The organism is Colwellia sp. PAMC 20917 (assembly GCF_001767295.1).
Lineage (GTDB): Bacteria > Pseudomonadota > Gammaproteobacteria > Enterobacterales > Alteromonadaceae > Colwellia_A.
Genome location: NZ_CP014944.1, coordinates 1,883,347 through 1,909,897, shown reverse-complemented (window position 1 = coordinate 1,909,897; position 26,551 = coordinate 1,883,347). Strand labels below are relative to the sequence as shown.

Below are 26,551 nucleotides of genomic sequence, written 5' to 3'. Positions count from 1 at the left end.
GTTATAAATTAAGTCGATGAGCATTATATATAAGCTTTTATAATATTTTCGAGACTACCATCTATTTTTAATCGTTGAATGGCATCATTGATTTGGGGTAAAAGATATTTTAGCTCTTTTCTTAGTCTAATTTTTAAGTAACCATCAGAATGGACTGGGCCTAAAATAATGGGTACTGATAATATTTTTGCCCAATATTGTGCTGGTTTATCACCACTAATAGCAAAGGTGATCCTTTTTCTAAAAAGTGCTTTTATTAACTCTTTTTCTGAAGGGTAATCTAGGCGATTAAATAAATTATCATTGTGATAATAGTAACCTCGAACCGTACCTATATCTTGGTCGGTTAATTGTTGGTCTTCCCCTAAGTTTTCAGGAAGAACGGTACCGGCCAAATAGATAATATGCTCTTTAATTGGGATCACGCTATCGCTAAAGACATAGTCGTCAGACTGTTGCTCTTTAGATAACCAATCAGGATTAATTAAATCAAAATCAACGAGACCATTTTTTAATGATAAATTGGTGCGTTTTGGCGGTAAAATTATTTCCTTACCACTTATATTGGCAGTGGCGAGTATTATGGCTACGGCGTCAACGACAATGCCACGTTTTTCACCAGTATTAATATAATAGGGATACCAAGCATTTGAGCCAGAAGGGTCAAACTTTAACGTTACTATGGGTAAATAATGATTATTATTTATTTTTTGGCAAGCGGCACTCGTCGTCATAAGTAACGATAGCGCTAGTATTAACAATTGACCCCATGAGTTATTTAACATTTTGCTCCTAATTAATGATTTTATAAAAATTAATCACCCTAAAAAGAGTAGCATCTCAATAAAATTATGCCTTTATTTCAACTCAATTTTTATTGAAAATAACAGCGTCACTTAGCGTTTTTATACGCTGTTTATGTTATTACTTATAAATTACTTGGTAAAGTTATTTTGGTTTAACAAACTGATTTAAATGAAATATATTTAAAAGCAGGATGCTTTTATGGTATTATTATTATATTTTTCTTTTTTGGTTTAGTTAACACAACAATATTCCCAGCGACAATAACTAATAAGCCAATGACAGTATAAATATTCCAGCTAAAACCTTCAAATATCGTTGAGATAACGACGGCAACAGCAGGGAACATCACGCTTGCATATGAGGCCTTATGGGCTCCGATGTTATTTAAAAGTGTTAAGTAACTGGCAAAGGCAATAATAGAACCGAAAACCGATAGGTAAATTAGCGAACTAATATAGGGTAAGGTATATGAAAAACTAAATGATTTTCCTTGTATTAATAGCAATATAGTCATAAATATTGAGCCATAAAACATGCCCCAAGCATTGGCTTGCATCATAGGTAAATTCATAAGTTTATTTTTCATTGAGACCATATTGCCCGTTGATGCGAACAATGTTCCAACGAAGCAAAGTGATAAACCTAGTAATGTTTCTGCGCCTAACTCGGTATCGTTAATTTGTGGCCAGAATAAAACCACAATACCGGTTAAACCAAGAAAAGCGCCTAGATAAGTTTGTTGAGTAATTTTAGTGTTAAACCAAATGCGGGCATTGACCACATTGAAAAACATAATCATTGAAAAAGCGATTGAGGCAAGCGCAGAATTTATATGCTGTTGAGCTGAATATAAAAAATAGTAATTACAGCCAAATAACATCAAACCAAAGAACAAAAATTGTAGGTGCTGTTTTTTGTTAAAGGCAAGAGAGAGCTTTTTAAAACGACAATAAGCAAATAGCAGAAGTGCTGCTAAGCCAAAACGATAAACAATAGATGCTTCGGCGGGAACATCACCTAATTGATAATTAATGGCGATCCAAGTTGTTCCCCAGATAAGTACGGTGATCACATATAATAGTGTGTTGTTCATTATTCTTTCCTGAAAAATTTAAGCGCAATCTTCTCAATTAATTTTGACTAAATCACTGTAACAGCATTTCTTATATGAAGTACTATTTCTTAGGGTCGACTTATTTCTAAAATACTAGTTTATAGATAGTTCTGTTGTGTAACAGATACAAAAAATATAAAATGTAACCTATACAGTTTTTGTTGAGGTGAAATAAAATGCGACTTTTAGATAAATCTTCTTCAGAATTTTTATATCAGCAAGTCATTGACTTTGTTGAAGACCAAGAAAAAAGTGGTGCAATAAGAGCGGGAGACAAACTACCTAGCCTACGTAAACTCAGTAGACAATTTGAGATAAGTATACCGACAGTTAAACAAGCGTATATTGAACTAGAGCGTCAGGGTAGTATTTCTGCAAGGCCACAATCAGGCTATTATTTAAAAGCTAAGCAAGCACGAACCTTAAAACCTATGCGGTCATTATGGGCAAGTTGTCAGCCCGTTGAAATCTCATGTCGAAGCATAATAGAACAAGTTTATGAAGCTGTTCATTTACCCGATACTGTCGCATTGGGTATTTCTAACCCGGTCAATGCACACCCACCAGATAAAGCCTTAGCACGATTAATGCGTTCGGTATTGAGTAAGAATGCTGAAAAAGCGGTTAGTTACGGACCGGTAAATGGTGATCCAAAACTGCGTTTAAACCTTGCTTTTCGTTATCATGAGCAAGGCGTAGCGATTAATCATGACGATATAATTATCACTAGTGGTGCCCAAGAAGCACTCTCAATTGCCTTACAGTGTGTCGCAGAACGTGGTGATATTATCGCTGTAGAATCACCGTGTTTCTTTGGTTTGATTGAATTAATTGAAAGTTTGGGTATGAAAGCTCTGGAAGTTTATACCTGCACTGAAGAGGGGATTTGTGTTGAAGAACTGGCTAAAGTTATTGAGCAACATCCGGTAAAAGCGTGTTTGTTTTCTACCGCTATCTCTAACCCACTTGGCTCCATGATGACTAATCAACAGCGCCAGAATATGGTCAGTTTATTAGAAAAACATGATATTCCACTTATCGAAGATGAAGTTTACAGTGACTTATATTTTAGCAAAGATAGACCAGTACCCGCACAGCTTTACTCCAAAAAAGGCCTAGTGCTAACCTGCTCGTCTTTTTCAAAAACGGCTGCACCGGGTTATCGAGTCGGTTGGCTATTACCGGGCAAATATGAAGAAGCAGCAAAGCGTATTAAACGCGCCCAGTCTTGCTCTACACCGATGTTACAGCAATGGACATTAACCGATTATTTGATGAGTGGTGAGTATGATCGTCACTTACAAGTGTTAAGAAAAACCTTACGTTATAACTGCGAGCGGATGCGCGCCTTAATCGCTAGTCATTTTCCAAAAGAAGTCTGCATTTCACAGCCACAAGGAGGTAGTGTCTTATGGATACGTTGCCGTTCTCATGTTGATACTAGCAAATTTTTTACTCAGGCTATTGCTAAGGGGGTGAGTTTTGCTCCCGGTGAAATATTTTCCCCAACTGGGCAATATAAAAATTTTATGCGCATTAGTTATGGGGTGAAATGGTGTGAAAAAATAGACAAAGCGATTGCTGACCTTGGCAAACTTGTTTACGACTACCCGGAAAAATCATGAGAAACCTAAAAATTAGTGAACAAACAGAGCTTTCATTAAAATTATTATTACCCTTATTAGCAGCCATTATTGCTATTTCACCATTGGCAATCGACATGTATTTGCCGGCAATGCCAATACTGGCAGAGCATTTGTCAACCGATATGCCAATGGTACAAAATAGCCTGAGTATTTATTTGCTAGGCTATGCTTTAGGTCTGTTATTTTTTGGCCCACAAGCGGATAAACACAGCAGAAGAAAATTAGTGATGCTAGGTATCTCAGGTTTTATCGTGATGAGTATAGCGATAACGTTTGTCACGAGTATTGAACAGTTTTTATCCTTACGATTTTTTCAGGCATTTATTAGTAGTGCGGCAACGGTTGTTGTGCCGGGAACAATAAAAGAGCGATATGGCAAAGATACCGCCAAAGGGTTTTCTTATGTATCTATGATTATGATGATAGCGCCTATGATAGCGCCCGCTATTGGCTCAGTGTTACTGCTGCATAGTTGGCAGCTTATATTTTTAAGTTTAGCGGCCTACAGCTTTATTATTTTACTCTTAGTATATCGATTTTTACCTGAAGTAAAGCGTGAGAAAAATTTAGCACCGGTTAGTTTTTTGCAACGCTATAAAATTGTCTTATCTAATAAAAAGTCACAACTAAATATTGTTACGTCTATGGTTATTTCATTAGCTTTTTTTGCTTATATTACCGCTATCCCTTTTGTCTATCTCACGGTTTTTAAGGTCTCGGAATTTGAATTTAGCCTACTATTTGCCGTTAATGTTTTGGCGCTAATGACCGCCCATTTTATTAATACCCGCTTAGTTAGTCGTAAGGGGTCATTTAAAATGTTGACCTACGGTTTAATCGTTGCGTTATGTTTTTCTTCATTGTTGGTGGTGGTAAACTTTTTGCAGCTACCATTAATGTACACGGCAGTTGCTGTATTGCCGTTGATGGGCAGTTTATCGATGATAGCGGTCAATGCTGATGCACTTATTATGCAAGAATTTACCCGGGAATCAGGTACGGCTAGTGCGGTAATAGGTACCCTTCGCTTTGGCATTGGCGCATTAGCGGGACCAATATTAGCGTATTTTTATGATGGTAGTGCTTTACCATTTGCATTATTGATGTGGTGCTCGATAATAGTTGTTTTATTATGTCAGTTACCTAATATGACCAAGAATATAGGAATAAAGGATTAACATGAAAAAAATAGCGATTATTTTATCTGGCTGTGGCGTTTATGACGGCAGTGAAATACATGAAAGTGTTTTAACGTTATTAGCGATTGAACAGCAGGGAGCAAGCTATCGTTGTTTTGCACCAAACATTAATCAACATCATGTGATTAACCATTTAACTGGTGCGGTTAGTGAAGATGAAACACGTAATGTTTTGATTGAATCTGCGCGTATTGCCCGTGGTGACATTGAAGACATTACTGAGCTCTACCATGAAGAATTTGATGCGCTCATTTTTCCAGGTGGCTTTGGCGCGGCAAAGAACCTATGTGGCTTCGCGCTTGATGCAGAAAACTATCAAATAAATGCTGAAGTACTTGCTGCTGCTCAACACTTTATTAAAGCAGATAAACCGCTTGGCTTTATGTGTATTGCTCCGGCAATGATCCCGCTTATTTACGGTGAGGATGTTCAAGCAACGATTGGTAAAGACCGTGATATCGCGGAATCGTTAATAAAGCGTGGTTTAGCACACGTTGATTGTGAAGTGGGCGATATTATTGTTGACGGAAAACGAAAACTTGTTTCAACACCGGCCTACATGCTAGCGACATCACTTGTTGAGGCGGCCAGTGGTATTAATAAATTAGTGAAAAAAGTGATTGCCTTGAGCTAAGGTTGTTCAGCGTTTACTGCTTGCTCTTTAGCTTGTAATTCAGTCTGCTGTAAACGCCACTTTTCGTATTCGCTATAGTAGTGGTCCCATACACAAGGGCAACAAGCACCGCCGCCGCAACAGTCATCGTCGGCGGGAAGGGAAGGTTCTTTAAGTAATTCAGTCATACACAGTATCGCTTAGAAAGTCGCTTAGTATTAATTTGACTCGTTGTCTTGGGCTTGTTTTTCTTTTAGTGCGACTTGTTGTAGGCGCCATTCTTTACGCTTTGCATAGAAATTGTCCCAAACACATGGTGTACATGCGCTGTCACAACATTCACCATCGGCAGGTGGTAAAGGTTTTTCAAGTAATTCAGTCATAAATTTATATCAATATTAAAATTTTTTGTATTATATACCCAAACAGCCTTGAGGTGGATTGGGTATAAATAAAAATTGGATTATTTATACCCCCAAGGAGCTTTAGGCAGAGAAATAGGCTTAGTTAAATCAAAATCGACACGAAATTCCCTACCCTGCCTGATCAATCGATAAGTAAACTTTGTTGGATAAATATAAATTTGCCAAGTGTTGCCAATAGATTGTGGGATGCCACCACTGACAAAAAGCTCCTTTGAATATTGGTCTGCAGGAAATGATTGCACTTGTGCCCAGCCTGCATCATTAGTATGTCCGCCATACATAGTTGACTCGTCATCACTACCATCTTTGTGTCTGTGGTCATGCTTAAGAGAAAGCCCTGAACCTGTCTTGGTTATAATCCAAGTTCTTGATGAATCATCACCAACATGGAAAGGAATATGCAGTTGTGTCTTACTACACTGACGCACATGCATAATTAAAGGCTTATCAAAACCATCACCACTACTATTGTCAACGGTTACTTTTCCTGCGAAAGCTTTGCCACAAAAGGCAGCTATATTGTCAAAAAACTGATCGTGATTACTTATTGAAACTAATGGAGCATCGGCGTAGACGTTTACAGATAAGAGAGTAAATATAAAAGGGAGTATAATTTTTTTCATAGTGTTCCTTTAGTGTAAATATAGTTTATTTAGTTATAAAAAAACCTGCCTAAGCAGGTTTTTATTAAATGAAAAGGTTATTCAGCTTCAGCTAATTTCTTTTCTAGATAGTGGATGTTGGCACCGCCATTTACAAAACCTTTATCATTTAAAATATTTTGATGTAAGGCAATGTTGGTTTTAATACCGTCAATCACTAATTCGGCTAAGGCATTGCGCATACGTGCGATTGCAACATCTCTGTTATCACCCCAAGTGATCAGTTTGCCGATCATAGAGTCATAATTTGGTGGTACCGTATACTCAGCGTAGATATGAGAATCCCAACGAACACCCAATCCTCCTGGAGGATGAAAACGAGTTATTTTGCCCGGTGAAGGAACAAAAGTACGTGGGTCTTCAGCATTAATACGACATTCAATTGAATGGCCAGCGATTTTGATATCATCTTGGGTATAAGATAATGGTTGACCAGCAGCAACACGTAATTGCTCTTTGATCAAATCAACACCGGTGATCATTTCAGTAACTGGATGCTCAACTTGAATACGGGTATTCATTTCAATGAAGTAGAATTCACCGTTTTCGTATAAAAATTCAAAAGTACCGGCGCCACGATAATTAATATCAATACAAGCTTTACAACAACGCTCACCAATTTTAGCGCGCATTTCTGGAGTAATACCTGGTGCTGGAGCTTCTTCAACCACTTTTTGATGACGACGCTGCATAGAACAATCTCGTTCACCTAAGTGAATTGCAGCACCTTGACCATCAGCCATTATTTGAATTTCAACATGACGAGGGTTTTCAAGGAATTTTTCCATGTAAACCATATCATTTTTGAAAATAGTACCGGCTTCTCTTTTGGTTAATGCAATCGCGTCGACTAAATCTTCTTCGCTGCGCACAACACGCATACCACGACCACCACCGCCACCAGCCGCTTTAACAATAATCGGGTAGCCAATACGTTTAGCATGAGCTTTATTGGCCGCTTCATCATCATTAAGCGGGCCATCTGACCCTGGAACACAAGGAACCCCCGCTATTTTCATTGCTTTAATTGCCGCAACTTTATCACCCATAATACGGATGCTTTCAGCTTTTGGACCGATAAAGGCAAAGCCTGACTTTTCAACCTGCTCTGCAAAATCAGCATTCTCAGCTAGAAAACCATAGCCAGGATGTATTGCTACTGCGTTAGTGACTTCAGCTGCCGTTATTATGGCAGGAATATTAAGGTAGCTGTCAGGCGCAGGCGCTTTGCCAATACAGATAGTTTCATCGGCTAATAAAACATGTTTTAAGTTTCTGTCAGCCGTAGAGTGCACAGCAACAGTTTTTATACCGAGTTCTTTACATGCACGTAATATTCTTAGTGCAATTTCGCCTCGATTGGCGATAACAACTTTATCTAACATGGAATGATCCTTTTGTTTGATATCTATAGGATTATTCAATGATGAATAGCGGCTGGTCAAATTCTATAGCGTCTTCATTACCTGCTAGAATTTCTTTAATAACACCAGACTTATCAGCTTCAATTTGGTTCATCATTTTCATTGCCTCAAGAATACATAAAGTATCACCAGCATTTACATGCTTGCCTACTTCGACAAATGCAGGTGAATCAGGTGATGCTGAAGCGTAGAAAGTACCAACCATTGGCGAACGAACAACGTGACCTGAAATAACAGCAGGAGCAGTTTCAGTGGCTACAGGTGCGGCAATAGGAGCAGCAGAAGGAGCAGGAGCAGAGTGCATCATTGGAGAAGCTTGTACCATAGTACCGCCACGACAAATACGTACTGATTCTTCACCTTCAGAAATTTCTAATTCGTTAATCCCTGATTCTTGTACTAATTCAATTAATTTTTTTATTTTACGAATATCCATTTGAATACCTTTTTATCAATGTGTAATTTATGTTGTCAATAGAGCCACTAAAGTTAAGTCACTCTCTGTTGTTTATTCATTAACTTTTATGGTCAGTCAACCAAGTATAAGCCGACGCTAACGCATATTTATAACCATCGGCACCTAAGCCGCAAATAACACCAATAGCTTTGTCTGATAGATACGAATGATGTCTAAACGACTCTCTAGCATGGACATTTGAAAGATGAACTTCAATATATGGAATGTCTACAGAAAGAAGTGCGTCACGTATCGCTATACTAGTATGGGTAAATGCGGCCGGATTGATGACAATAAAGTCTATTTCATTATGAGCTTGATGTATTTTTTCTATCAGCAGGTGTTCAGCATTTGATTGCAAATGGCTTAATTCAATTCTCAGTGGTAAAGCTTGCAATGTTAAATCGTCAATAATATGGGTTAATGATTGCGCACCATAAATTTCAGGCTCGCGTTTACCTAACATATTTAAGTTAGGGCCATTTATCACTAAAACTTTAAACTTTGTAGTCATTTTCTGAGAAAAACCTATTAAATAGCAAACATTACAAATATCATCACATAAAAACTAGAGTGATGGAACAGCTAATAACAAAATCGAGCATTTCTGCTGTTAAGCGATTATTATAGTGTTTTCGCAGAATATAGCAGCAAAATACTGGTCTGATCTGTTGTTGTTAACTTTTTATCAATAAGATGACAATAAAGTTTTGTATTTTAGGAAAAATTTACTACAATATTATTATCTACATTTGTTAATCAATTCATTGGTTTAGCGGTTTTTATATACAGGTTAACATATAGTAGCGGGTTGCTTGATCTCCTTTGGTCGGTTACTACTAGTGGCTACGGAGCACTTTGTGAGATACACAAAGTGCTCTTTATTTCTCATTAACAAGGATTTAGTTATCAGCCAAATTCTAATCAGATTAATGGTTCTTGTCATATTTATTGGCAGTCCGGCAACTCATGCGGTCGAAGTTATTACCAATATCACTACTGATACTGTGTCAATAACAACCACTCAGTTACGTCGTATATATTCAATGCGTCAAACTAAATGGGCCAATGGCCTACCCATAACTATTTTTGTTTTATCAAGTACTAATCCCACCCATCAAAAATTTTGTAAAGACACCTTACGCTTATTCCCGTATCAACTTGACCGCATATGGGACAAGTTGACTTTCTCAGGTATGGGGATTTCACCAACGGTGGTGTTAAGTGAAGAGGAGCTAATTGAAGCCGTTAAATCAACCACAGGTGCCATTGGTTACATTGAAAATATTAGTGAGGTAAGTGATGTCAATCTGCTTAAAATCGATCAATAAAATGAATTATAAAGTAATGTGCTTATCAGCATTACTTGCGCTTAATGCGCACGCACAGGAAGGGCATTCGGCAGATCCGTTAAAAATACATGGCTTTGTTGCGCAAGGCGTTATTGACGTCGATAATAGCAACTTCGTTAATGATAACGGCGAAATATCGTTAAAGTTAACAGAAATAGGACTTAATACCTCGTATCAATTTTCTGACGATTATCGCTTTGCTGCACAAGCTGTTTATTTAAACGGGGGCAATCGCTACAAGGAAGGTTTGCGTGTTGATTACTTCTTAATGGATTGGAGCGCTTATAGTTCAGAGCAGTGGCAAGCCAATTTATTTGTTGGCCGTTTTAAAAATGCTCACTGGTTACATTCAAGTACCCGTGATATTCCTTTTGCACGGCCCTCAATCTTGTTACCGCAAGGGACTTATTTTGATGGCTTTCGTGATATCGCTGTTGGTGGCGATGGCGCTGCATTAAAATTGACTTACAATAATGATCAATATGGCGAATTTGATTTCAATTTTAGCCGTGGTAAAAGTCCAATTAATAGTGATGATTCAGAAGTCATTCTCAGTAAATTAGCACAGGGAGATATCGAACATGAGCTTGATACGCAGGCGAGTGTTTATTGGCGGCCAGTATTTTCACAATGGCGCTTTGGTCTAACCTTATTGGATTCAGAATTTAACTATAAAAATGAGAGTCCTGACTTTTTTGTTGATGGGCGATTTGTTTTTCAGTTTTATACGATGAATGCTTTATATGAAGGTGAACACTGGGAGTTTACTAGTGAAATTTTACAAACAAGGTTTTTAACGGAAGGTTTTTATGCTGCTCAGTTTAACCAAGTCAATATTGGTCAAGGTGGTTATGTTCAAGCGGTTTATAAGGTAAATCAACGATTGAAATTTATTAGTCGTTTTGAAAATTTCTATGCAAATAAGGATGATAAAAAAGGCCGTGAATTACAACAACAAAGTTTTGGCACCATACCGTATTATTTTGCTTATCAGCACGATAAAATGCTAGGGTTTTCATACGATTTTTCTGATAATTTACGAGTCAATGCGGAGTACCATTGGGTAAAAGGCGCTGCCCGCGTTAATCCTGTTGTGTTACCCAACCCAGAGGCGAACAGTGAGCATTGGAAAATGTGGGCCTTACAACTAATGTACTGGTTCTAGTGGGGCTAACTTGATGAGAAAAAGATTTATTAGCGTTCCTGTTAAATTATTAGTGCTAGTTATGGGGGCTTTATTGCTCCTAACGACTATTTTTTCTTACTTGTCTTTATCAAGGTTAAATCAAGAATTCACCCAATATCAAAGTGATACTTTACGTAAAGGCCAGGCACAATTTTCTGTGCAAAATAACGTATTACGTCAAAAGATACTGACGTGGCTAGAGTCGTTTTCTGATATTGTGCGGTTAAAAGAGCAAGCTAATTTTGATGTTTTAGCACAAGAATTTGCCGCGCAGTTTGATACCCTACAAATGAATCAAAATGTTGAAAATGTTTGGTTAGTTTCAGCAAGTAATGAAGAGTTATACCTTTCTAATGCTATTCCTAAATTTGTTCAGCTGAGTATTGAAAATGTACTAAGACATCAGCAACCTGAACACACGTTGTACTGCGAGGGGCAATGTGTTCAGTTGATCACCATACCAGTATTAAACGGTAAGGGTGATATGGCGGTTGTCGCGATGACAGTTTCACTTGTTGATATGATTTTTTATATAAATCAAGCGCTTGATAATGAGTTGGCCGTTGTAAGTTTTTCTCGTGTAGATAAGCTTGTATCAACTACAATTAACGAAGAGGCTATTATACTTGCTGATGCTAGATTTATTTCTTCAACAAATACTCAACTAGTCAGTGAATTATTTATGTCAAACCAAGAAATTGTCAACAGCGAGATGATTAATTCTCAAGGGATAAAAGCTACAGCCAACGATAGCAGTTATCTGATTAACTTAATTCCCATCGCAAATACCCGTGATGATTTTTATTACCTGGCACTGATTGATGATGCCACTATTTTTACAGATAAGTATCAGCAAAATCGTTGGCAATTTTTAATTTTCACCTTAGTTGTGCTTATTGCTTTAGTCATTGTTGTTCATTTTGTTGCTAGCCCATTTACTCGTCGCTTACTGGTATTGTCAGATGTTTTACCTCTATTGGCGAAAAAAGAATTTGATCGATTTCGTCAAACAGACCTACAAAGAAATGGTAAATATATTGATGAACTAGATATTTTAGCAAATGCGGCCACCGAGTTAAGTTTTGAACTTGAACAGTTAAATATTGAAATTGAACAAAAAACGAAAGAGCTCGAAAGTATTGCCATGTATGATTTGTTAACGGGATTACCTAACCGTAATATGCTTAATTATCAACTGCGTAAAGCATTTTTTAATGTATCTCGCAGTGACGGTCAAATTGCGGTTTTATTTTTAGATCTCGATGATTTTAAGAAAGTAAATGATAGCCATGGTCATACTGATGGTGACAAGTTGTTAATTCAAGCGGCTAATCGTTTGCGCTCCAGTATTCGGAGAGTTGATATGGCCTGTCGGTTTGGTGGTGATGAATTTGTCGTGGTACTTGGTCATATCGATAATGAAAATGATGCAGTGCTTGTTGCAGAAGAAATTTTAGAGGCATTTAAAGAGCCGATTAAAATACAAAATAGCCTTTTTTATGTAAGTACCAGCATTGGAATAGCCTTTGCTTCTGAAAAAATGACTAAGTCAGAAGATCTGATTAGTTGTGCCGATATCGCTATGTATGAAGCTAAAGACGATGGTGGCGCCAAATATCATATTTACCATGAAGAGATGTATAAAAAAGTTGCCCTTCGGGTGATGATGGAAAGTGAAGTTAGACAGGCTTTAGCTAAAAATCAATTTAGCTTAAGTTTACAACCTCAGTTAGATGCAAAAACAAAAAAATTATACGGCTTTGAAGCGTTACTTCGCTGGCAGCATCCTGAACGAGGCATGGTTTCGCCGGAAGATTTCATTCCTCTTCTTGAAAACTCTCAGCACATGGTTGAACTGGGTTATTGGGTGATCAGACGCTGTTTTGAGCTTTGCCAAACCTTTATTGATAAGGGCTTAACTGATGTCCGTATTGCGATAAATTTGTCAGCAGGTCAATTTGCCGATCCTCATCTAACCCCTTATTTAACCGATTTACTTACTGAGTTTTCGCTTGAGGCAAGTCACTTCGAACTAGAACTTACTGAGCAAACCTTAGTAAAAAATATTGATAGTGCAATTGAAATGATGAATGGTTTAAGAGATGTAGGGTTTAGTTTTGCCATTGATGATTTTGGTACCGGTTATTCGTCATTAGCTTATTTGAAAAAAATGCCAGTCGACGTTATTAAAATAGATAAGAGCTTTGTATTTGGCATGTTAGAAAATCGAGCTGATTATCAAATTATTATGTCAACCATTGCAATGGTGAAGAACTTAGGTTTGCAGGTCATCGCAGAAGGTGTTGAAACGAGTGCGCAGTTACGCAGCTTAACAGAAAATGATTGTGATATTATTCAAGGATATTACTTTTCTAAACCTATTCCTGAAACCAAACTAATGGAATTTATTGATACAAAAATTGTTAATGGCTATTGGAAAGTATCAGCACTTTAACCCGCAGAGTTGTGCGAGTTAAAGTGTGCTTTTTTGTTAAAGGTTAAAGGATTTTTTGTAGATGTTCAGTAAATTCTTCTGCCCCCATAAACCCCGTTACGCGCTGCTGAGTTAATTCTTTACCTTGTTGGTCAAAGAAGAGAATACTTGGTAAGCCAAGTACTTGATACTTTTTCGCAAACTCAGCATTGTCAGTCGAGTCGAAGTCAGTCATATCGACTTGTAACCATACCGTATTACTCAGCACTTTTTGTACTTGCGGCGCATTAAAAGTGTATTCTTCAAATTCTTTACAGGCAATACACCAGTCGGCATACAAATCGACCATTACAGTCTTCCCTTGTGCATTAGCGTTATCCACTGCCGCTAACAACTCTGGTAGTGTTGCTACTTTAGTAAAATGTTGTTGTGGAGCTGCTTGATTACTTGTCGCAACATTTTGGCTAGGACTTATCAGTTGAAAAGCTTGGTTGGCGCCAAAAAATATCATTACAAATATCACCACACTTCTAACACCAAACCAAAAGTTATTCTGGGTCTGTTGATTGACGGTATAAAAATAGCCTGCGCTTGATAAGACCAATATTGCCCACATGGCTTGTGTTACCACTGAAGGTAAAAACCTTTCCATTAAAAATATCGGAACAGCGAGTAGTAATAAGCCAAATACATTTTTAATTACTGTCATCCATGTACCTGCTTTTGGTAATAATTTACCACCAGAACTACCCAAAATAAGTAATGGCACACCCATACCTAAGCTTAATGCGTAGAGCGCTGATGCACCTAACCAAATATCACCCGATTGCGAGATGTATAGCAGAGCACCGGTTAAAGGAGCGGTAGTACATGGAGACGCCACTAAACCAGAAATAGCACCCATAACAACAACACCGAAATATGAACCACCTTTTTGGCTATTACTGATGTTATTCAATTTATTTTGCCAGCTACTTGGCAAGGCAAGATTAAAAACTCCAAACATAGAAAGTGCTAAAAAGATGAATAAAACACTTAACACAATTAAAACGGCAGGATGTTGAAACATCGCTTGGAACTGAGCGCCGGCCAGAGCAACAACAATGCCAAGTAAGGTATAAGTTATTGCCATGCCTTGTACATAAGCAAACGATAAACGAAAGGCTTTTGACGTTGATAATTTATCGCCTTGCCCAACGATAATACCGGTCAGAATAGGGTACATAGGAAATACACAAGGCGTAAATGAAAGCAGTAAGCCACCGACAAAAAAAGCGAGTAGTGTTAGCCAAATATTATCACTTTTGAGCATACCGGCTAATTGATGTTGTTCGCTGGCATTTTCAGCGGCAATAGATGTATTGCCCGTTTCATTATCAGGTGTTATCGCCGTCAAAACATTGTTGGTGTTAATGGCTTCTTCATTATTTACTTTTGATAGTGCTACAACTTTACTTTTAGGGGGGTAGCATAAGCCTTTTGCTGCGCACCCTTGATAGCGTATTTTAATGCTGGCATTGCTATCAGCGTTAACAAGCTTAATCGTGAAGCTAAGTTGTTCGGTAAATATTTGCTGAACACCAAAAAATTCATCTTCATGGTCTTCACCTACAGGCAATTCGACCGGTATTATTTCTGCGTTTTCAACACTGAACTTAAACTGATGACGATATAAGTAATAGCCCTCAGCTATGGTAAAGGAAACAGATAATTGATCATCCTTCTGGTGAAAGTTAAATTCAAAGGCTTCTTCGACACTAAGAAACTCATCATCGTTACTGAATAATGAAGCGGACGAAGTATCAAAAATTGAATCTTGGGCTTGAACATTGGGTACTTGTAAAAAAATACTGGTTAAAACTAACCAAAAAAGTAAGACAATTTTTTTCATAACAACTATTTTAAAGACTCAGTGATCCAGTTTAAATAACTATTGTCGCCTTGCTGGATGTTCATGGCGATAATTTCAGGGGTATCATAACGATGTAAGCGTTTAATTTCACTAGCTACATCGTTAAATTTATCGGTTTGTGTTTTTATTATTAACTGTATTTCTTCATCACATTCAATATTATCTTGCCAGCGATAAACAGAGATAACGTTAGGAATAATATTGACACAAGCGGCCAGTTTTTCTTGTATTAAGTGCTTTGCAATTAGCTTTGCATTGCTAATATCAGGACAAGTGCACATTATTAATTGAAACATTAACGTATTTTCCTTAACAAAAACTTAAACTATTTAAATGACAATTAATAACTAATCGCCATATGAACTATCTTGTATTTAGTTGATGCTTGAAAAAGACCTGCACAACCCCATATATGTTTCATCTTATATAAAATTTTTTTAATGAAGAGACGTTAAATGTTTCGATTTCTATTTATCCTTTTTATTGTCGTTCCTATTATCGAAATTATGGTACTGATTAATGTTGGTACTTGGCTTGGTGCATGGCCAACAATTGCTATTGTTATTATTACTGCATGGCTGGGTGCGAGAAATGTTAAACAGCAGGGGATTGCCACCTTAAACTCAGTACAAACTAAAATGGCGCAAGGAGAAATGCCTTCAGATGAAATAGTTGCAGGACTACTTTTACTGGTCGCGGGCATACTTTTAGTAACGCCTGGCTTTGTTACTGACATTTTTGGATTATCTCTTCTGATCCCTAGTGTGAGAAGTCTGTTGATCAAATCAGTGCAGTCACGTTTAGTCATGAATCAAAGCGCAGCTGGTTTTACTTATCAAAGTTCGGTGCATACTCAGCAAGAACAGCCAGTTACGCCTGAACCATTTGAGCAGGGTTTAGGCACTAAGAAGCCGATTGAACACCACCAAGGTGAAACGCTTGAAGGTGAGTATGAGCGCAAAGAATAAAAAATTTTTTAACGGGGCTTGTGAAGTTTTAAATTAGCCCCATCTTTAATTGCAACAAAGTTTTATAACCTTTTATTTAAATTTATTGAGAGTGAATAAACTCTCAGGAGAAAATTAATGAGCATTCGTCCATTACATGACCGCGTAATAATTAAACGTAAAGAAGTAGAATCAAAATCAGCTGGTGGTATTGTTTTAACAGGAAGTGCTGCAGAAAAATCAACGCGCGGTGAAGTTATCGCTGTCGGTAACGGTCGCATTTTAGAAAATGGCGAAGTACGTGCTTTAGACGTTAAAGTAGGTGACCAAGTTATTTTTAGTGAAGGTTACGGCGTTAAAACTGAAAAAATTGATGGCGAAGAAGTTTTGATCCTTTCTGAATCAGACATTTTAGCGATTGTTGAGTCATAGTAACCCTACTGACTTTATATAAACTGTAGGAATTCGTTAGGCTAAGCCTCAACTTACAGTGCATTAATTATTGTAGTCGAACGATGTTCGACAAACTAACAAAATATAGGAAGAAACAACATGGCTGCAAAAGACGTATTATTTGGAAATGACGCACGAGCAAAAATGCTACGTGGTGTAAATGTTTTAGCTGACGCGGTAAAAGTAACATTAGGCCCTAAAGGTCGTAATGTTGTATTAGACAAATCTTTTGGTGGTCCAATCATCACCAAAGATGGTGTTACTGTTGCAAAAGAAATTGAATTAGAAGACAAATTTGAAAACATGGGCGCACAGATGGTTAAAGAAGTTGCTTCTAAAGCCAATGATGAAGCCGGTGACGGAACAACTACTGCAACTGTTTTAGCGCAAGCTATTGTAAATGAAGGTTTGAAATCAATTGCTGCCGGCATGAACCCAATGGACTTAAAACGTGGTATCGACCAAGCAGTTATTGCCGCCGTTGAAGCGTTAAAAGGTTTATCGCAAGAATGTAGCGATAACAAAGCGATTGAGCAGGTAGGCACTATTTCTGCTAACTCTGACGAAACTGTCGGTAAAATCATCGCAACAGCGATGGAAAAAGTTGGTACTGAAGGCGTAATTACTGTTGAAGAAGGTCAAGCGTTAACTGACGAATTAGACGTTGTTGAAGGTATGCAATTCGACCGTGGCTATTTATCTCCTTACTTTATCAACAACCAAGAAAGTGGCACTGTTGAATTAGAAAGCCCATTTATTCTATTAGTAGACAAAAAAGTAGGCAGCATTCGTGAATTACTTTCTACTTTAGAGGGTGTTGCAAAATCAGGTAAGCCATTATTAATTATTGCTGAAGATGTTGAAGGTGAAGCTTTAGCAACATTAGTGGTAAACAACATGCGCGGCATCGTTAAAGTTGCAGCGGTTAAAGCACCTGGTTTTGGTGACCGTCGTAAAGCAATGTTACAAGATATCGCGACATTAACGGGTGGTACGGTAATCTCTGAAGAAATCGGTATGGAGCTTGAAAAAGCAACATTAGAAGATTTAGGTCAAGCTAAACGTGTTGTTATCACTAAAGACAATACAACGATTATTGATGGTATTGGTAACGAAGCTGATATACAAGGTCGCGTAATGCAAATTCGTGGTCAAATCGAAGACTCATCTTCTGATTACGATAAAGAAAAGTTACAAGAACGTTTAGCTAAATTAGCTGGCGGTGTTGCGGTTATTAAAATTGGCGCAGCAACAGAAATCGAAATGAAAGAGAAAAAAGCCCGTGTTGAAGATGCATTGCATGCAACTCGTGCCGCGGTAGAAGAAGGTGTTGTTGCTGGCGGTGGTGTTGCATTAGTTCGTGCTGCTGACCTTATCAAAGACCTTGAAGGTGCCAACGAAGACCAAACACATGGTATTAACGTTGCAATTCGCGCAATGGAAGCACCACTACGTCAAATCGTTGCTAACTGTGGTGATGAAGCTTCAGTCGTATTAAACGAAGTGCGTAACGGTAAAGGTAACTTTGGTTACAATGCTGGTAACTCTACTTACGGTGATATGTTAGAGATGGGTATTCTTGACCCAACGAAAGTAACGCGTAGTGCATTACAGTTTGCTGCTTCTGTCGCTGGCTTAATGTTAACAACCGAAGCTATGATCACTGATGCACCGGTAAAAGATGCTGGCGCTGGTGGCATGCCTGATATGGGCGGTATGGGTGGAATGGGCGGCATGATGTAATTATGCTTGTCTAAACTGTTAATTTCTTCGTTGCGCTATCGTTCGTTTAAGAAACACTAAACGTCACAATAAAGCGCCTTGAAGTAAACCGTTTATCCAGCGCATAAATAGTCAAAACCATTTATAGCTCAAAATTGAAAAGCCCGAATAGCAATATTTGGGCTTTTTTGTTTTTAATGAATTAAAATAGACTTTCTTAGCTAGCAGTTATGATAGATAGGATTAACTCAGTTTCTTTATCCGCTTTTTAACTTGTTCTTGAAGGACCTTGTCGGAAGATTCCTGAACAAGATCTTTATATAATCTTATTGCATTCGATTTTTTCCCCTTAGCTTCAAGGATATTAGCTAGTCTAAACTTAGCCCAATCTTTTGAAGGCATGGAAGAAGAAATTACAGCTTCGTTAAGGTATTGAGTAATAGCCTTCTCACCTTCATCAAAGTTGCTGTTGCTAAATAGGATTGTTCGACCTACTTGAAAAACAGCGCTATATTTTGCAATACACTGTTTGTCCGTAGAGGTTGTCATATTTGCCGCTTTACGGAAATTTATTAAGGCTTCACTGAAACTTTCTTTTTCTTGGTAATATATACCGAGTTGATAATATAACTCAGGTTCATCGGCAAAATTTAGCATTGCAATTTTTAATTCTTCATCAAATTTATCATCGTCTCACCTTTTTCCATGAACTTGAATCAAGGCACTCGTACCAGATAATTCATCCACTCCTTTTAACACTTGAGCATGTTGCAATGCCTCATTTATATCGCCACCGAGCATGCTTGGAGCATTAAGATGAAATTGAGTGTTTACTCATTGTCTACTTGCTGATTTCTTTATTCTTAATCCTCGGCCAGTTCCATGCATACCAAACAATCACCACTGAAATTAAAACCTCTATTGTTGTTAAAAATAGGTAAAACCCCCAAGTTTCTGTCAAATTAGTCGCAATAAGCATAATGATATAAAGCGTGCTAAGTATTATATTCAGCCAACGATTGATTTTAGGCTTAACCACTAAGGTAAAAAATATCATCACACTGGGTAATACCATCAATAAAGCCACGGCAAAAAACTGAAATTGCGTTTCAGTTGTCGCCTTAACTTCCATCGCTTTTGCTAATATTCCAGGTACATAAATCTGTATATAGTCTCCATAGACATAACAAAACATAACCGCTATCCAAAGCGCCGAAATTTTTAGTTTGACGTTAATTTGAAAATCTTCAAAAACTGTTTTTGTACTATTCATAGAACTCATTTGTAACTCCATTTCTTATTTGTTATAGCCCATTTATCAGGCTAAAAGTGATGGTTAATATTCTTAGTGAAGGACGATACCAACATTTTTATTAACACTTGCTCAATGACAAGATAACTAAGGGGCGTTATTGCAACTTGTCCGTGATTGATTAAATAATAGGTTTTATAAGAGCTTATGTCGTCCGAGACTAGAAGCGCGGACACTTTTTTAGGTGTATTTGTAGATAATGAGGTAGAATTAAAGGCTTAAATATTCAAGTGTGTAAAAAGGTATGAAATTTGACAGACCCTTTCGTAATGATTATCAGCATGGTTATACTAGGACAGGTATTGTTAAGCGTTCCTATTCTTTTGAGCCGAGCAATGAAGTCGGCAATTTTTATACCTTTAGCGATATTCTTACTTGCCAATAGCACGATAGCACTCGTGCCAGTTGTTAACGCTCAATTTCCTGACTTGAGTCAATTGTACAGCGCGATAGTTTTTCCCACTCTTTTTTTGTTGTGTCCCTGTTTATGGTTTTATATTGAAGGGATCACCGCTGAAAAACCTTGGAAACTAAACAGAAAACAAATCCGTCATTTTGTTTTGTTATGGCCTGCTCTTATCTTTGCTGTAATGATCATGTTTTTACCAAAAGACATGTATACAGACATATTTATTGACGATATTGATGTGGTTGCCCCTTTAGCTATCACCACTGCTATAGGTTTATTGGTTATGATGATGCTCTGGCTTGGTCAATGTGTATATATCGCTTTTCGTATTATTTACCGTTTGGTTGATTATCGAAAACAGTTGAAAAATGTATTTTCTAATCATGACGATAAATCACTTAACTGGATGAACTGGCTACTATTCATTGCTATCAGTACTTGGTTGTTTTCTTTGGCTACTGTGTTTTCTTCAAACCTATTTGATAATTTTTTATTTAATATAAGAACGGAGAGTTTGCTGTCACTGCTGTTGGTATGGAGCTTGGCTCACTTTGGCTTGCAGCAAAAACCGGGATTTACTGGCTATAGTGAAAGCGTCGATATTGCTGTTCGAAATAATGACGACAATGTTGAAATAAGTTCTCCAATGAAGTATCAACGTTCAGCGCTAGATAATGAGCAATCCAATCGTATTGCAGATAAAATTAATAACATTATGAGCAAAGAGACGTTATATTTAGATTCAAATCTGTCACTGCAAAAACTCGCTAACCATTTAGTCATCTCTCCTAATTATATCTCACAAACACTGAATGAAACGCTATGCACAAATTTTTTTGATTTCATCAATAAGTGGCGCATTGAAGCAGCGAAGCCGAAAATATTAGCTAATCAAGATTCAGTACTTACCATCGCACTTGAGGTTGGATTTAACGCGAGATCTTCTTTTTATAAAGCCTTTAAACAAGAAACAGGACAAACCCCAAGTGAGTTTCGTAAGCAAAATAGTTCACATTGAAAATCACTAATTAGGCGCACTCGTTAACCTATAGAGCTTAACGAGTACTTCTGATAAGAGTAACTGAATATTCCGGCAATGGAAAAGCTGTTTTATTGAAGAGTGACTGATATATAAGTGATGTAAGTCAATTAGATAAGGGAAAGCTGGCATCAATTTCAATATAAAACGCTCCTAAATTTTATTATTTTGTTGGAATTCCAACGGTTATTTTAAGTGCTTGAAAGTTAGGGGGATATAGTGGGATATCAGTAATGCTTTCCATGAAACTATTTTAATAAAAACAAGTAGATAAGCTCTATATGGACGGTATGATGTAATTATGCTTGTCTAAACTGTTAACTTCTTGGTTGCGTTATCGTTTGTTTAAGAAACACTAAACGTCACAATAAAGCACCTTGAATTAAACCGTTTATCCTGCGCATAAATAGTCAAAACCATTTATAGCTCAAAATTGAAAAGCCCGAATAGCAATATTCGGACTTTTTTATTAACTACGTAAGAAAATGTCTACTCTCTTAATTAAACGAATTGCCAGCCTTCGTTTATTGATTCTTGTTAGATCGGATTTAAGCTCAGTGTTGTCGTGAGCAATATACTATCTGGGCGAGTAAGAGACAGTTTCATAGATTATCAACAAGCACGCCGTCTTTTCTATCGCAGGTGTTTAATGTTATGCAGCCCCTCTAAAACAGGATTAACTGATTATTTTGTTTTTTTAGCTTGAGCAATGAAATCATTTAAGTAGTCAATATTTTGGTCGGTCTTGCGAATACCTACAAAGATCTGCTTACTAATACCTTTATCTCCAAAGCGAAGACTCTTAATAGGCATTGATTTTGAGTACTCATCTACTAGCCAGCCCGGTAAAGCACAAATACCTCGACCAGCAGCGACCATTTGTAACATGATCTCAGTTGTTTCAATGTTTTTGTGTTTTTTTACTGAACATTTTGCTGGATTAAGAAATTGACTAAAGATATCGAGCCTTTGCGGCTCAACTGGGTAACTAAAGAGTACCTCTTCGCTTAACTGCTCGGGTAAAACAAAATCTTGCTTTGCAAGTTTGTGAGACGCTGAAATGACCAGCCTATGTTCATAGTCAAAAACAGGTATGTAGACTATTTTAGGTTTAAAGAGTGGATCTGGTGTGATAAGTACATCTATTTCGTAGCTAAGCAATGCACCTAAAGCGCCAAACTGGAACTCCTGTTTCACGTCCATATCAATGTCCGGCCACTGTTCTAGATAAGGCTGAATGACTCTAAGTAACCATTGATAACAAGGATGACATTCCATGCCAATTCGTAGAGCCCCCATTTCACCTTTTACAATCTGATTCAGTAATAATTCGGTATGTAAAAACTGAGGTAATACTCTATTTGAAAGCGTTTGAATTCGCTCTCCAGCAGCGGTAAGACGTAGGTTTCGCCCCTCTTTTTTCCATATTGGAGTAGCAATTAGGCCTTCTAACTTTTTGATGCTGTGACTTAACGCAGATTGGGATAAGTGCAACGAATCAGCGGCTTTAGTTAGGGTTCCATGCTCTTTTATTGCGGTTAGTATTTCTAAATGGATCCTTTCTAACACCCGTTAACTCCTGTTTTTAGCTTTGATGATGAACTTGATTGATTGATGAAGTTCAGCATTTTATCAATCAAATAAGTTGATTTACAATTATCATTTATTGTTCAGCAACAATGAACAGCAATAAAATCTATAAGAAAAGTTGCGCCAACATACGTAAGCCCGTAAATAGTAATATGAAGGCAAAGATTTTTTTCAGTTTTACCGCATCTAATTTTGCTGCTAATGATGCCCCCACCGGTGCAAATAATACGGTTAGCGGCACAATACAAGTGAAGGCAAATAGATTGACCAAACCAAATGTACCCGCTGGAGCATCGGTTGGCGTACTGCCGAATGTCAACATTGTTAGCGCACCCGGCAATGAAATTATTAACCCTATTGCCGCTGCGGTGCCAATGGCCTTGTGGGCGGGATAGTTATATAGAGTGAGTAGTGGCACCGAAATAGTTCCGCCGCCAATCCCGACCATAGAACTGAAGAAGCCAATGGATACCCCCATTACCGTTTGTCCTGTTGTATTCGGTAGTTTCTGGTACAAAGCGGATTTCCCCGTGCGGAACAACATATTTAGTGCCGATAAAATCGCTATCACCCCAAACAACATAGTAAGCATAGTACCTTCAACAAGAGTTACTAACCAGCTACCAAGCAATACCCCGATAAGAATAAAGACAGCCCAGCGTTTGAGCAGGTCAAAATCGACATTACCTTTTTTATGGTGAGAACGAATAGAACTAACAGATGTTGGTACTATGGTGGCCAGCGAGGTTGCTGTCGCAACTAGCATTGCAGACTCTGGTGATACGCCAAAGCTCTGAAACAAGAAAAATAATACAGGTACGATTACGATACCGCCACCTACGCCTAACAAGCCCGCTAAAATACCTGCGAATACACCTGTGGCAATCAATGCACAAAATGGCGAGATATTATTTGTTATAAATTCAATGATATTCATTAACGACTACTTTTATTTTTAATAACGCTAAAGAACCTACTATCAATTCAACGGGCAACTGCAGCATACGTTGTTAGGTCTTTAAGTAAATAACAGCTCAAGCATGGCCAATTTGGCTCAGTTGTGGGAAAGCCATAGCCAAATTTAGCTAAACACCATTATATCAGTTAGTTACTATTGGATAGTTCTCTTCTAACTATTTCTGCACCTGCCCTTAACGCATTTAATTTCCCCTTTGCTACCTGACGAGATAAAGGGGCCATGCCACAATTTGTACAAGGGTAGAGCTTGTCGGCTTCGACATACTTGAGGGCTTCTCGTAGCGTCTTGGCGACTTCCTCTGGTGTTTCAATGGTATTGGTTGCGACATCAATGGCTCCTACCATCACTTTTTTACCTCGAATAAGTTCAAGTAGCTCGATTGGTACATGAGAGTTATGACATTCTAACGAGATAATATCGATAGTAGATTTTTGCAGTTTGGGGAAGGCTTCTTCATATTGTCGCCACTGAGACCCCAAGGTTTTTTTCCAATCTGTATTAGCTTTAATGCCATAACCATAGCAAATATGTACAGCTGTTTCACAGTTAAGCCCTTCAATTGCTCTCTCTAAACAAGCCACACCCCAATCATTAACCTCATCAAAAAACACATTAAATGCAGGCTCATCGAATTGAATGATATCAACACCCGCTGCTTCTAACTCTCTGGCTTCTTCATTGAGGATTTTGGCAAATTCCCAAGCTAGCTTTTCTCGACTTTTATAATGGTTATCATAAAGGGTATCTATCATCGTCATCGGACCTGGCAGCGCCCATTTAATGGGGCTTTTGGTTTGTTGACGTAAAAACTTGGCATCTTCAACAAAAACTGATTTTTGGCGTGAAACAGCACCAACAACCGTAGGTACACTCGCATCATAGCGATTACGAATTTTTATGGTCTTGCGTTTTTGAAAGTCAACTCCGTTGAGGTGCTCAAGAAATGTAGTCACAAAATGTTGGCGTGTTTGCTCGCCATCACTGACAATATCAATACCTGCTTGTTGTTGATCTTGTAATGACAAACGTAGAGCATCTTGTTTTCCTTCAATTAATTCGTCACCTTGTAATTTCCAAGGAGACCAAAGAGTTTCAGGTTGTGCAAGCCAAGAGGGTTTAGGTAAACTGCCTGCCGTTGAAGTAGGTAATAATTTTTTCATAATAGTTGATGCCGTAAGTTTAGGGTATTTATCAAAGATAAATATTAAATATAGCTATTGAGCGTAACTAGCAGACCATTGCTCAAGAACCGTTTGGTAGGGTTTGATGAAGTGCTCTTCAGCAAATTTTCCCTGGTGATTAGCCATCTTGTTTCGTTCTTCTCGATCATAAACAATGTGAGTTAATGAATGATCTAGATTCATTAAATTTGGTTGATAGCATTTACCTGCAACAGCATTCGCATTATAAATCTCAGGTCGGTAGATTTTTTGAAAAGTTTCCATCGTGCTGATGGTGCTTAAAAGTTCAAGATTAGTATAATCATTAAGCAAATCACCAAAGAAGTGAAAAGCCAAAGGCGCAACACTATTTGGTGGCATAAAATAGCGAACCTGTAAGCCCATTTTTTTGAAATATTGCTCAGTCAAAGAAGATTCATTTGGCTGGTATTCAACACCTAATACGGGATGGTGGTTTTCAGTCTGATGATAAGTCTTGTTATTAGAAACACTGAGACATATTACCGGTGGCTTCTTAAAGTGTTGCTGGTAAGCGCTCGAATTTACAAAATATTTAAAGAGCTTGCCATGTAGGTCGCCAAAATTATCTGGAATGCTAAATTTTGATTGATCCTTATTATGATCTAACAACAATACGCTGAAATCATAATCTCGCACATAAGAGGAAAAATTATTTCCTACAATGCCTTCAATGTGTTTGTTATTTTTATGATCAACAATATTCGTTTTCAATATTTCAATTGATGGGAAGGTTTGACCACTGCCTTCAATATCTATATCAACGGAAATGATTTCAAGTTCGACAGAATAACGTGCTGCTTGGTGGTTATCCCAATGTGCCAACGCATTAAAACTATTGTCAATCATATTTAAAGCGTTGCGTAAGTTCGCTTGACGGCTTTTTCCTCTCGCTAAATTAGCAAAGTTGGTCGTGATACGCGTATTGTCTGAGGGCTGATAGTTTTCATCAAGACAAGTGCTCTTAATAGTAAATGTAAAGTCTTTATTCATTGTGATCCGTTATCCTATTTCCTGAGATAAACCTAAATTTATTTCGTGATCATTGGGGCTTTTAATTTTCTTTTTTGATGTTCCCAGTCAACTGCCTTCATCATCTTGTTGGTATATACCTAGAGGCTTAATTGATAAGCAAGGGTAATATGGTTTAAAGTTAAAAGCAGAGTGTGTTTTATACTTGGTTCGTTAGATGAATAAAATTGATTTTATTTCATTGATTTATGAGCTGTGTTCATGTGTTTTGTTTGTTGATAAGTTTTGGAACATGCCTACCCGTAATTCTGGGAGAATACGATCACACATTTCGTTTTAAACCGATTATTGATCAAACACCGCTTTAGAATAATCACGCTCATTTGGAGTTATCAAAATGTCAGTCTTACTGAGCAGTTATCTTTTGTGATATAAGTTGAATTGGTCGATAAATCTAGACCACTTAAAATAGCACTTTTAAGCCGTGCCGATAAATCGCGAGAATGACCGACTTAATAGCTAAGCGGGGCAGACTCGAAATAAATTAAGACTTAAATTTAGTGAACTTTGTGGCAACCGCTAGCAAAGATAGCCTAAAAGTTACTTTGGTGGGGAGTTGGAATATTTGCGCTTTTTTTGTTTATTAAGGTCTGTAAATTTTAACGGCTAATAATGCGAATGCATAATATTGGCGAGGT

26 protein-coding genes are annotated in these 26,551 nt (G+C 37.6%); 10 read left to right on the top strand and 16 right to left on the bottom strand.

Features of this window, described 5'->3' with window-relative positions; genetic code table 11:
* Positions 1 to 23: 23 nt before the first annotated feature.
* On the bottom strand, positions 24 to 785 hold the full coding sequence (locus A3Q34_RS08180) for a substrate-binding periplasmic protein (RefSeq protein ID WP_070374918.1): 762 nt from the start codon (positions 783 to 785) through the stop codon (positions 24 to 26).
* A 218-nt stretch (positions 786 to 1,003) separates the two neighbouring features.
* Positions 1,004 to 1,900 (bottom strand): DMT family transporter, encoded by an 897-nt coding sequence (locus A3Q34_RS08175; protein WP_070374917.1) that lies wholly within the window; start codon positions 1,898 to 1,900, stop codon positions 1,004 to 1,006.
* A 197-nt stretch (positions 1,901 to 2,097) separates the two neighbouring features.
* On the opposite strand from A3Q34_RS08175, the gene A3Q34_RS08170 reads away from it, so the two are divergent.
* From A3Q34_RS08170 to elbB, 3 genes are read left to right on the top strand one after another with little or no spacing between them, the layout of a single operon-like run.
* A complete protein-coding gene (locus tag A3Q34_RS08170; RefSeq protein WP_070374916.1) occupies positions 2,098 to 3,546 on the top strand; it encodes an aminotransferase-like domain-containing protein in 1,449 nt (482 codons plus the stop codon).
* The gene (locus A3Q34_RS08165) at positions 3,543 to 4,745 is read left to right on the top strand and encodes a multidrug effflux MFS transporter (RefSeq protein ID WP_070374915.1); all 1,203 of its coding nucleotides are present in this window, start codon (positions 3,543 to 3,545) and stop codon (positions 4,743 to 4,745) included. Before A3Q34_RS08170 ends, A3Q34_RS08165 begins: the two co-directional genes overlap by 4 nt.
* 1 nt (position 4,746) lies before the next feature.
* On the top strand, positions 4,747 to 5,400 hold the full coding sequence (gene elbB / locus A3Q34_RS08160; protein WP_070374914.1) for an isoprenoid biosynthesis glyoxalase ElbB: 654 nt from the start codon (positions 4,747 to 4,749) through the stop codon (positions 5,398 to 5,400).
* On the opposite strand, the gene A3Q34_RS20050 is transcribed toward elbB, so the two are convergent.
* From A3Q34_RS20050 to aroQ, 6 genes are all read right to left on the bottom strand, one after another.
* Positions 5,397 to 5,567, bottom strand: coding sequence for an oxidoreductase-like domain-containing protein (locus A3Q34_RS20050; protein ID WP_083277942.1), 171 nt, complete (start codon positions 5,565 to 5,567; stop codon positions 5,397 to 5,399). The genes elbB and A3Q34_RS20050 overlap by 4 nt on opposite strands.
* A gap of 30 nt (positions 5,568 to 5,597) precedes the next feature.
* Complete coding sequence (locus A3Q34_RS20045; RefSeq protein ID WP_083277941.1) at positions 5,598 to 5,762, bottom strand: oxidoreductase-like domain-containing protein; 165 nt, start codon at positions 5,760 to 5,762, stop codon at positions 5,598 to 5,600.
* An 80-nt stretch (positions 5,763 to 5,842) separates the two neighbouring features.
* Positions 5,843 to 6,427, bottom strand: coding sequence for a hypothetical protein (locus A3Q34_RS08155; RefSeq protein WP_070374913.1), 585 nt, complete (start codon positions 6,425 to 6,427; stop codon positions 5,843 to 5,845).
* A 77-nt stretch (positions 6,428 to 6,504) separates the two neighbouring features.
* The gene (gene accC, locus A3Q34_RS08150; RefSeq protein ID WP_070374912.1) at positions 6,505 to 7,851 is read right to left on the bottom strand and encodes an acetyl-CoA carboxylase biotin carboxylase subunit; all 1,347 of its coding nucleotides are present in this window, start codon (positions 7,849 to 7,851) and stop codon (positions 6,505 to 6,507) included.
* Positions 7,852 to 7,882: 31 nt separating this feature from the next.
* Positions 7,883 to 8,326: an acetyl-CoA carboxylase biotin carboxyl carrier protein gene (gene accB / locus A3Q34_RS08145; RefSeq protein WP_070374911.1), complete on the bottom strand. Its 444-nt coding sequence runs from the start codon at positions 8,324 to 8,326 to the stop codon at positions 7,883 to 7,885.
* 79 nt (positions 8,327 to 8,405) lie between these two features.
* Positions 8,406 to 8,861, bottom strand: coding sequence for a type II 3-dehydroquinate dehydratase (gene aroQ, locus A3Q34_RS08140; protein ID WP_070374910.1), 456 nt, complete (start codon positions 8,859 to 8,861; stop codon positions 8,406 to 8,408).
* Between the two features lie 346 nt (positions 8,862 to 9,207).
* On the opposite strand from aroQ, the gene A3Q34_RS08135 reads away from it, so the two are divergent.
* From A3Q34_RS08135 to A3Q34_RS08125, 3 genes are read left to right on the top strand one after another with little or no spacing between them, the layout of a single operon-like run.
* Positions 9,208 to 9,678, top strand: a complete 471-nt coding sequence (locus tag A3Q34_RS08135; protein WP_157470895.1) for a hypothetical protein — start codon at positions 9,208 to 9,210, stop codon at positions 9,676 to 9,678.
* Between the two features lies 1 nt (position 9,679).
* Positions 9,680 to 10,864 (top strand): hypothetical protein, encoded by a 1,185-nt coding sequence (locus tag A3Q34_RS08130; protein ID WP_070377062.1) that lies wholly within the window; start codon positions 9,680 to 9,682, stop codon positions 10,862 to 10,864.
* 13 nt (positions 10,865 to 10,877) lie between these two features.
* Positions 10,878 to 13,340, top strand: a complete 2,463-nt coding sequence (locus A3Q34_RS08125; RefSeq protein WP_070374909.1) for a putative bifunctional diguanylate cyclase/phosphodiesterase — start codon at positions 10,878 to 10,880, stop codon at positions 13,338 to 13,340.
* A 43-nt stretch (positions 13,341 to 13,383) separates the two neighbouring features.
* Here the strand turns inward: A3Q34_RS08125 and A3Q34_RS08120 are convergent, their stop codons facing one another.
* The gene (locus tag A3Q34_RS08120; protein WP_070374908.1) at positions 13,384 to 15,210 is read right to left on the bottom strand and encodes a protein-disulfide reductase DsbD; all 1,827 of its coding nucleotides are present in this window, start codon (positions 15,208 to 15,210) and stop codon (positions 13,384 to 13,386) included.
* 5 nt (positions 15,211 to 15,215) lie between these two features.
* Positions 15,216 to 15,527, bottom strand: coding sequence for a divalent-cation tolerance protein CutA (cutA, locus tag A3Q34_RS08115; RefSeq protein WP_070374907.1), 312 nt, complete (start codon positions 15,525 to 15,527; stop codon positions 15,216 to 15,218).
* Between the two features lie 159 nt (positions 15,528 to 15,686).
* Here cutA and A3Q34_RS08110 point away from each other — a divergent pair, with 159 nt between their 5' ends.
* The 3 genes from A3Q34_RS08110 (at position 15,687) to groL (ending at position 18,374) form a co-directional block, all read left to right on the top strand.
* Positions 15,687 to 16,199: an FxsA family protein gene (locus A3Q34_RS08110; RefSeq protein WP_070374906.1), complete on the top strand. Its 513-nt coding sequence runs from the start codon at positions 15,687 to 15,689 to the stop codon at positions 16,197 to 16,199.
* A gap of 117 nt (positions 16,200 to 16,316) precedes the next feature.
* Entirely contained in the window at positions 16,317 to 16,610 is a 294-nt protein-coding gene (locus A3Q34_RS08105; protein WP_070374905.1) for a co-chaperone GroES, read from the top strand.
* A gap of 120 nt (positions 16,611 to 16,730) precedes the next feature.
* Positions 16,731 to 18,374: a chaperonin GroEL gene (groL, locus tag A3Q34_RS08100; RefSeq protein WP_070374904.1), complete on the top strand. Its 1,644-nt coding sequence runs from the start codon at positions 16,731 to 16,733 to the stop codon at positions 18,372 to 18,374.
* Positions 18,375 to 18,596: 222 nt separating this feature from the next.
* On the opposite strand, the gene A3Q34_RS08095 is transcribed toward groL, so the two are convergent.
* Together A3Q34_RS08095 and A3Q34_RS08090 are read right to left on the bottom strand one after the other, a co-directional pair.
* A complete protein-coding gene (locus A3Q34_RS08095) occupies positions 18,597 to 19,010 on the bottom strand; it encodes a hypothetical protein (protein WP_070374903.1) in 414 nt (137 codons plus the stop codon).
* 184 nt (positions 19,011 to 19,194) lie between these two features.
* On the bottom strand, positions 19,195 to 19,635 hold the full coding sequence (locus A3Q34_RS08090) for a DUF6326 family protein (protein WP_070374902.1): 441 nt from the start codon (positions 19,633 to 19,635) through the stop codon (positions 19,195 to 19,197).
* A gap of 281 nt (positions 19,636 to 19,916) precedes the next feature.
* Here A3Q34_RS08090 and A3Q34_RS08085 point away from each other — a divergent pair, with 281 nt between their 5' ends.
* On the top strand, positions 19,917 to 21,092 hold the full coding sequence (locus A3Q34_RS08085; RefSeq protein WP_157470892.1) for a helix-turn-helix domain-containing protein: 1,176 nt from the start codon (positions 19,917 to 19,919) through the stop codon (positions 21,090 to 21,092).
* A gap of 705 nt (positions 21,093 to 21,797) precedes the next feature.
* Here A3Q34_RS08085 and A3Q34_RS08080 read toward each other — a convergent pair.
* The 4 genes from A3Q34_RS08080 to A3Q34_RS08065 form a co-directional block, all read right to left on the bottom strand.
* Positions 21,798 to 22,682, bottom strand: a complete 885-nt coding sequence (locus A3Q34_RS08080; protein WP_070374900.1) for a LysR family transcriptional regulator — start codon at positions 22,680 to 22,682, stop codon at positions 21,798 to 21,800.
* 127 nt (positions 22,683 to 22,809) lie between these two features.
* Positions 22,810 to 23,640 carry a sulfite exporter TauE/SafE family protein gene (locus A3Q34_RS08075; RefSeq protein WP_070374899.1) on the bottom strand — a complete coding sequence of 277 codons (831 nt, stop codon included), beginning with the start codon at positions 23,638 to 23,640 and terminating at the stop codon, positions 22,810 to 22,812.
* A 167-nt stretch (positions 23,641 to 23,807) separates the two neighbouring features.
* The gene (locus tag A3Q34_RS08070; protein WP_070374898.1) at positions 23,808 to 24,842 is read right to left on the bottom strand and encodes a methionine synthase; all 1,035 of its coding nucleotides are present in this window, start codon (positions 24,840 to 24,842) and stop codon (positions 23,808 to 23,810) included.
* Positions 24,843 to 24,896: 54 nt separating this feature from the next.
* A complete protein-coding gene (locus A3Q34_RS08065) occupies positions 24,897 to 25,874 on the bottom strand; it encodes a DUF1852 domain-containing protein (RefSeq protein ID WP_070374897.1) in 978 nt (325 codons plus the stop codon).
* Positions 25,875 to 26,551: the final 677 nt, after the last annotated feature.

Coding starts and splice junctions, on each gene's coding strand:
- elbB (WP_070374914.1), top strand. CDS start 4,747: ATGAAAAAAATAGCGATTATTTTATCTGGCTGTGGCGTTTATGACGGC.
- A3Q34_RS08120 (WP_070374908.1), bottom strand. CDS start 15,210: ATGAAAAAAATTGTCTTACTTTTTTGGTTAGTTTTAACCAGTATTTTT.
- A3Q34_RS08095 (WP_070374903.1), bottom strand. CDS start 19,010: ATGCTAAATTTTGCCGATGAACCTGAGTTATATTATCAACTCGGTATA.
- accC (WP_070374912.1), bottom strand. CDS start 7,851: ATGTTAGATAAAGTTGTTATCGCCAATCGAGGCGAAATTGCACTAAGA.
- A3Q34_RS08105 (WP_070374905.1), top strand. CDS start 16,317: ATGAGCATTCGTCCATTACATGACCGCGTAATAATTAAACGTAAAGAA.
- A3Q34_RS08125 (WP_070374909.1), top strand. CDS start 10,878: ATGAGAAAAAGATTTATTAGCGTTCCTGTTAAATTATTAGTGCTAGTT.
- A3Q34_RS20050 (WP_083277942.1), bottom strand. CDS start 5,567: ATGACTGAATTACTTAAAGAACCTTCCCTTCCCGCCGACGATGACTGT.
- A3Q34_RS08070 (WP_070374898.1), bottom strand. CDS start 24,842: ATGAAAAAATTATTACCTACTTCAACGGCAGGCAGTTTACCTAAACCC.
- aroQ (WP_070374910.1), bottom strand. CDS start 8,861: ATGACTACAAAGTTTAAAGTTTTAGTGATAAATGGCCCTAACTTAAAT.
- A3Q34_RS08130 (WP_070377062.1), top strand. CDS start 9,680: ATGAATTATAAAGTAATGTGCTTATCAGCATTACTTGCGCTTAATGCG.
- A3Q34_RS20045 (WP_083277941.1), bottom strand. CDS start 5,762: ATGACTGAATTACTTGAAAAACCTTTACCACCTGCCGATGGTGAATGT.
- A3Q34_RS08110 (WP_070374906.1), top strand. CDS start 15,687: ATGTTTCGATTTCTATTTATCCTTTTTATTGTCGTTCCTATTATCGAA.
- A3Q34_RS08155 (WP_070374913.1), bottom strand. CDS start 6,427: ATGAAAAAAATTATACTCCCTTTTATATTTACTCTCTTATCTGTAAAC.
- A3Q34_RS08090 (WP_070374902.1), bottom strand. CDS start 19,635: ATGAGTTCTATGAATAGTACAAAAACAGTTTTTGAAGATTTTCAAATT.
- A3Q34_RS08180 (WP_070374918.1), bottom strand. CDS start 785: ATGTTAAATAACTCATGGGGTCAATTGTTAATACTAGCGCTATCGTTA.
- A3Q34_RS08165 (WP_070374915.1), top strand. CDS start 3,543: ATGAGAAACCTAAAAATTAGTGAACAAACAGAGCTTTCATTAAAATTA.
- groL (WP_070374904.1), top strand. CDS start 16,731: ATGGCTGCAAAAGACGTATTATTTGGAAATGACGCACGAGCAAAAATG.
- A3Q34_RS08075 (WP_070374899.1), bottom strand. CDS start 23,640: ATGAATATCATTGAATTTATAACAAATAATATCTCGCCATTTTGTGCA.
- accB (WP_070374911.1), bottom strand. CDS start 8,326: ATGGATATTCGTAAAATAAAAAAATTAATTGAATTAGTACAAGAATCA.
- A3Q34_RS08065 (WP_070374897.1), bottom strand. CDS start 25,874: ATGAATAAAGACTTTACATTTACTATTAAGAGCACTTGTCTTGATGAA.
- A3Q34_RS08170 (WP_070374916.1), top strand. CDS start 2,098: ATGCGACTTTTAGATAAATCTTCTTCAGAATTTTTATATCAGCAAGTC.
- cutA (WP_070374907.1), bottom strand. CDS start 15,527: ATGTTTCAATTAATAATGTGCACTTGTCCTGATATTAGCAATGCAAAG.
- A3Q34_RS08175 (WP_070374917.1), bottom strand. CDS start 1,900: ATGAACAACACACTATTATATGTGATCACCGTACTTATCTGGGGAACA.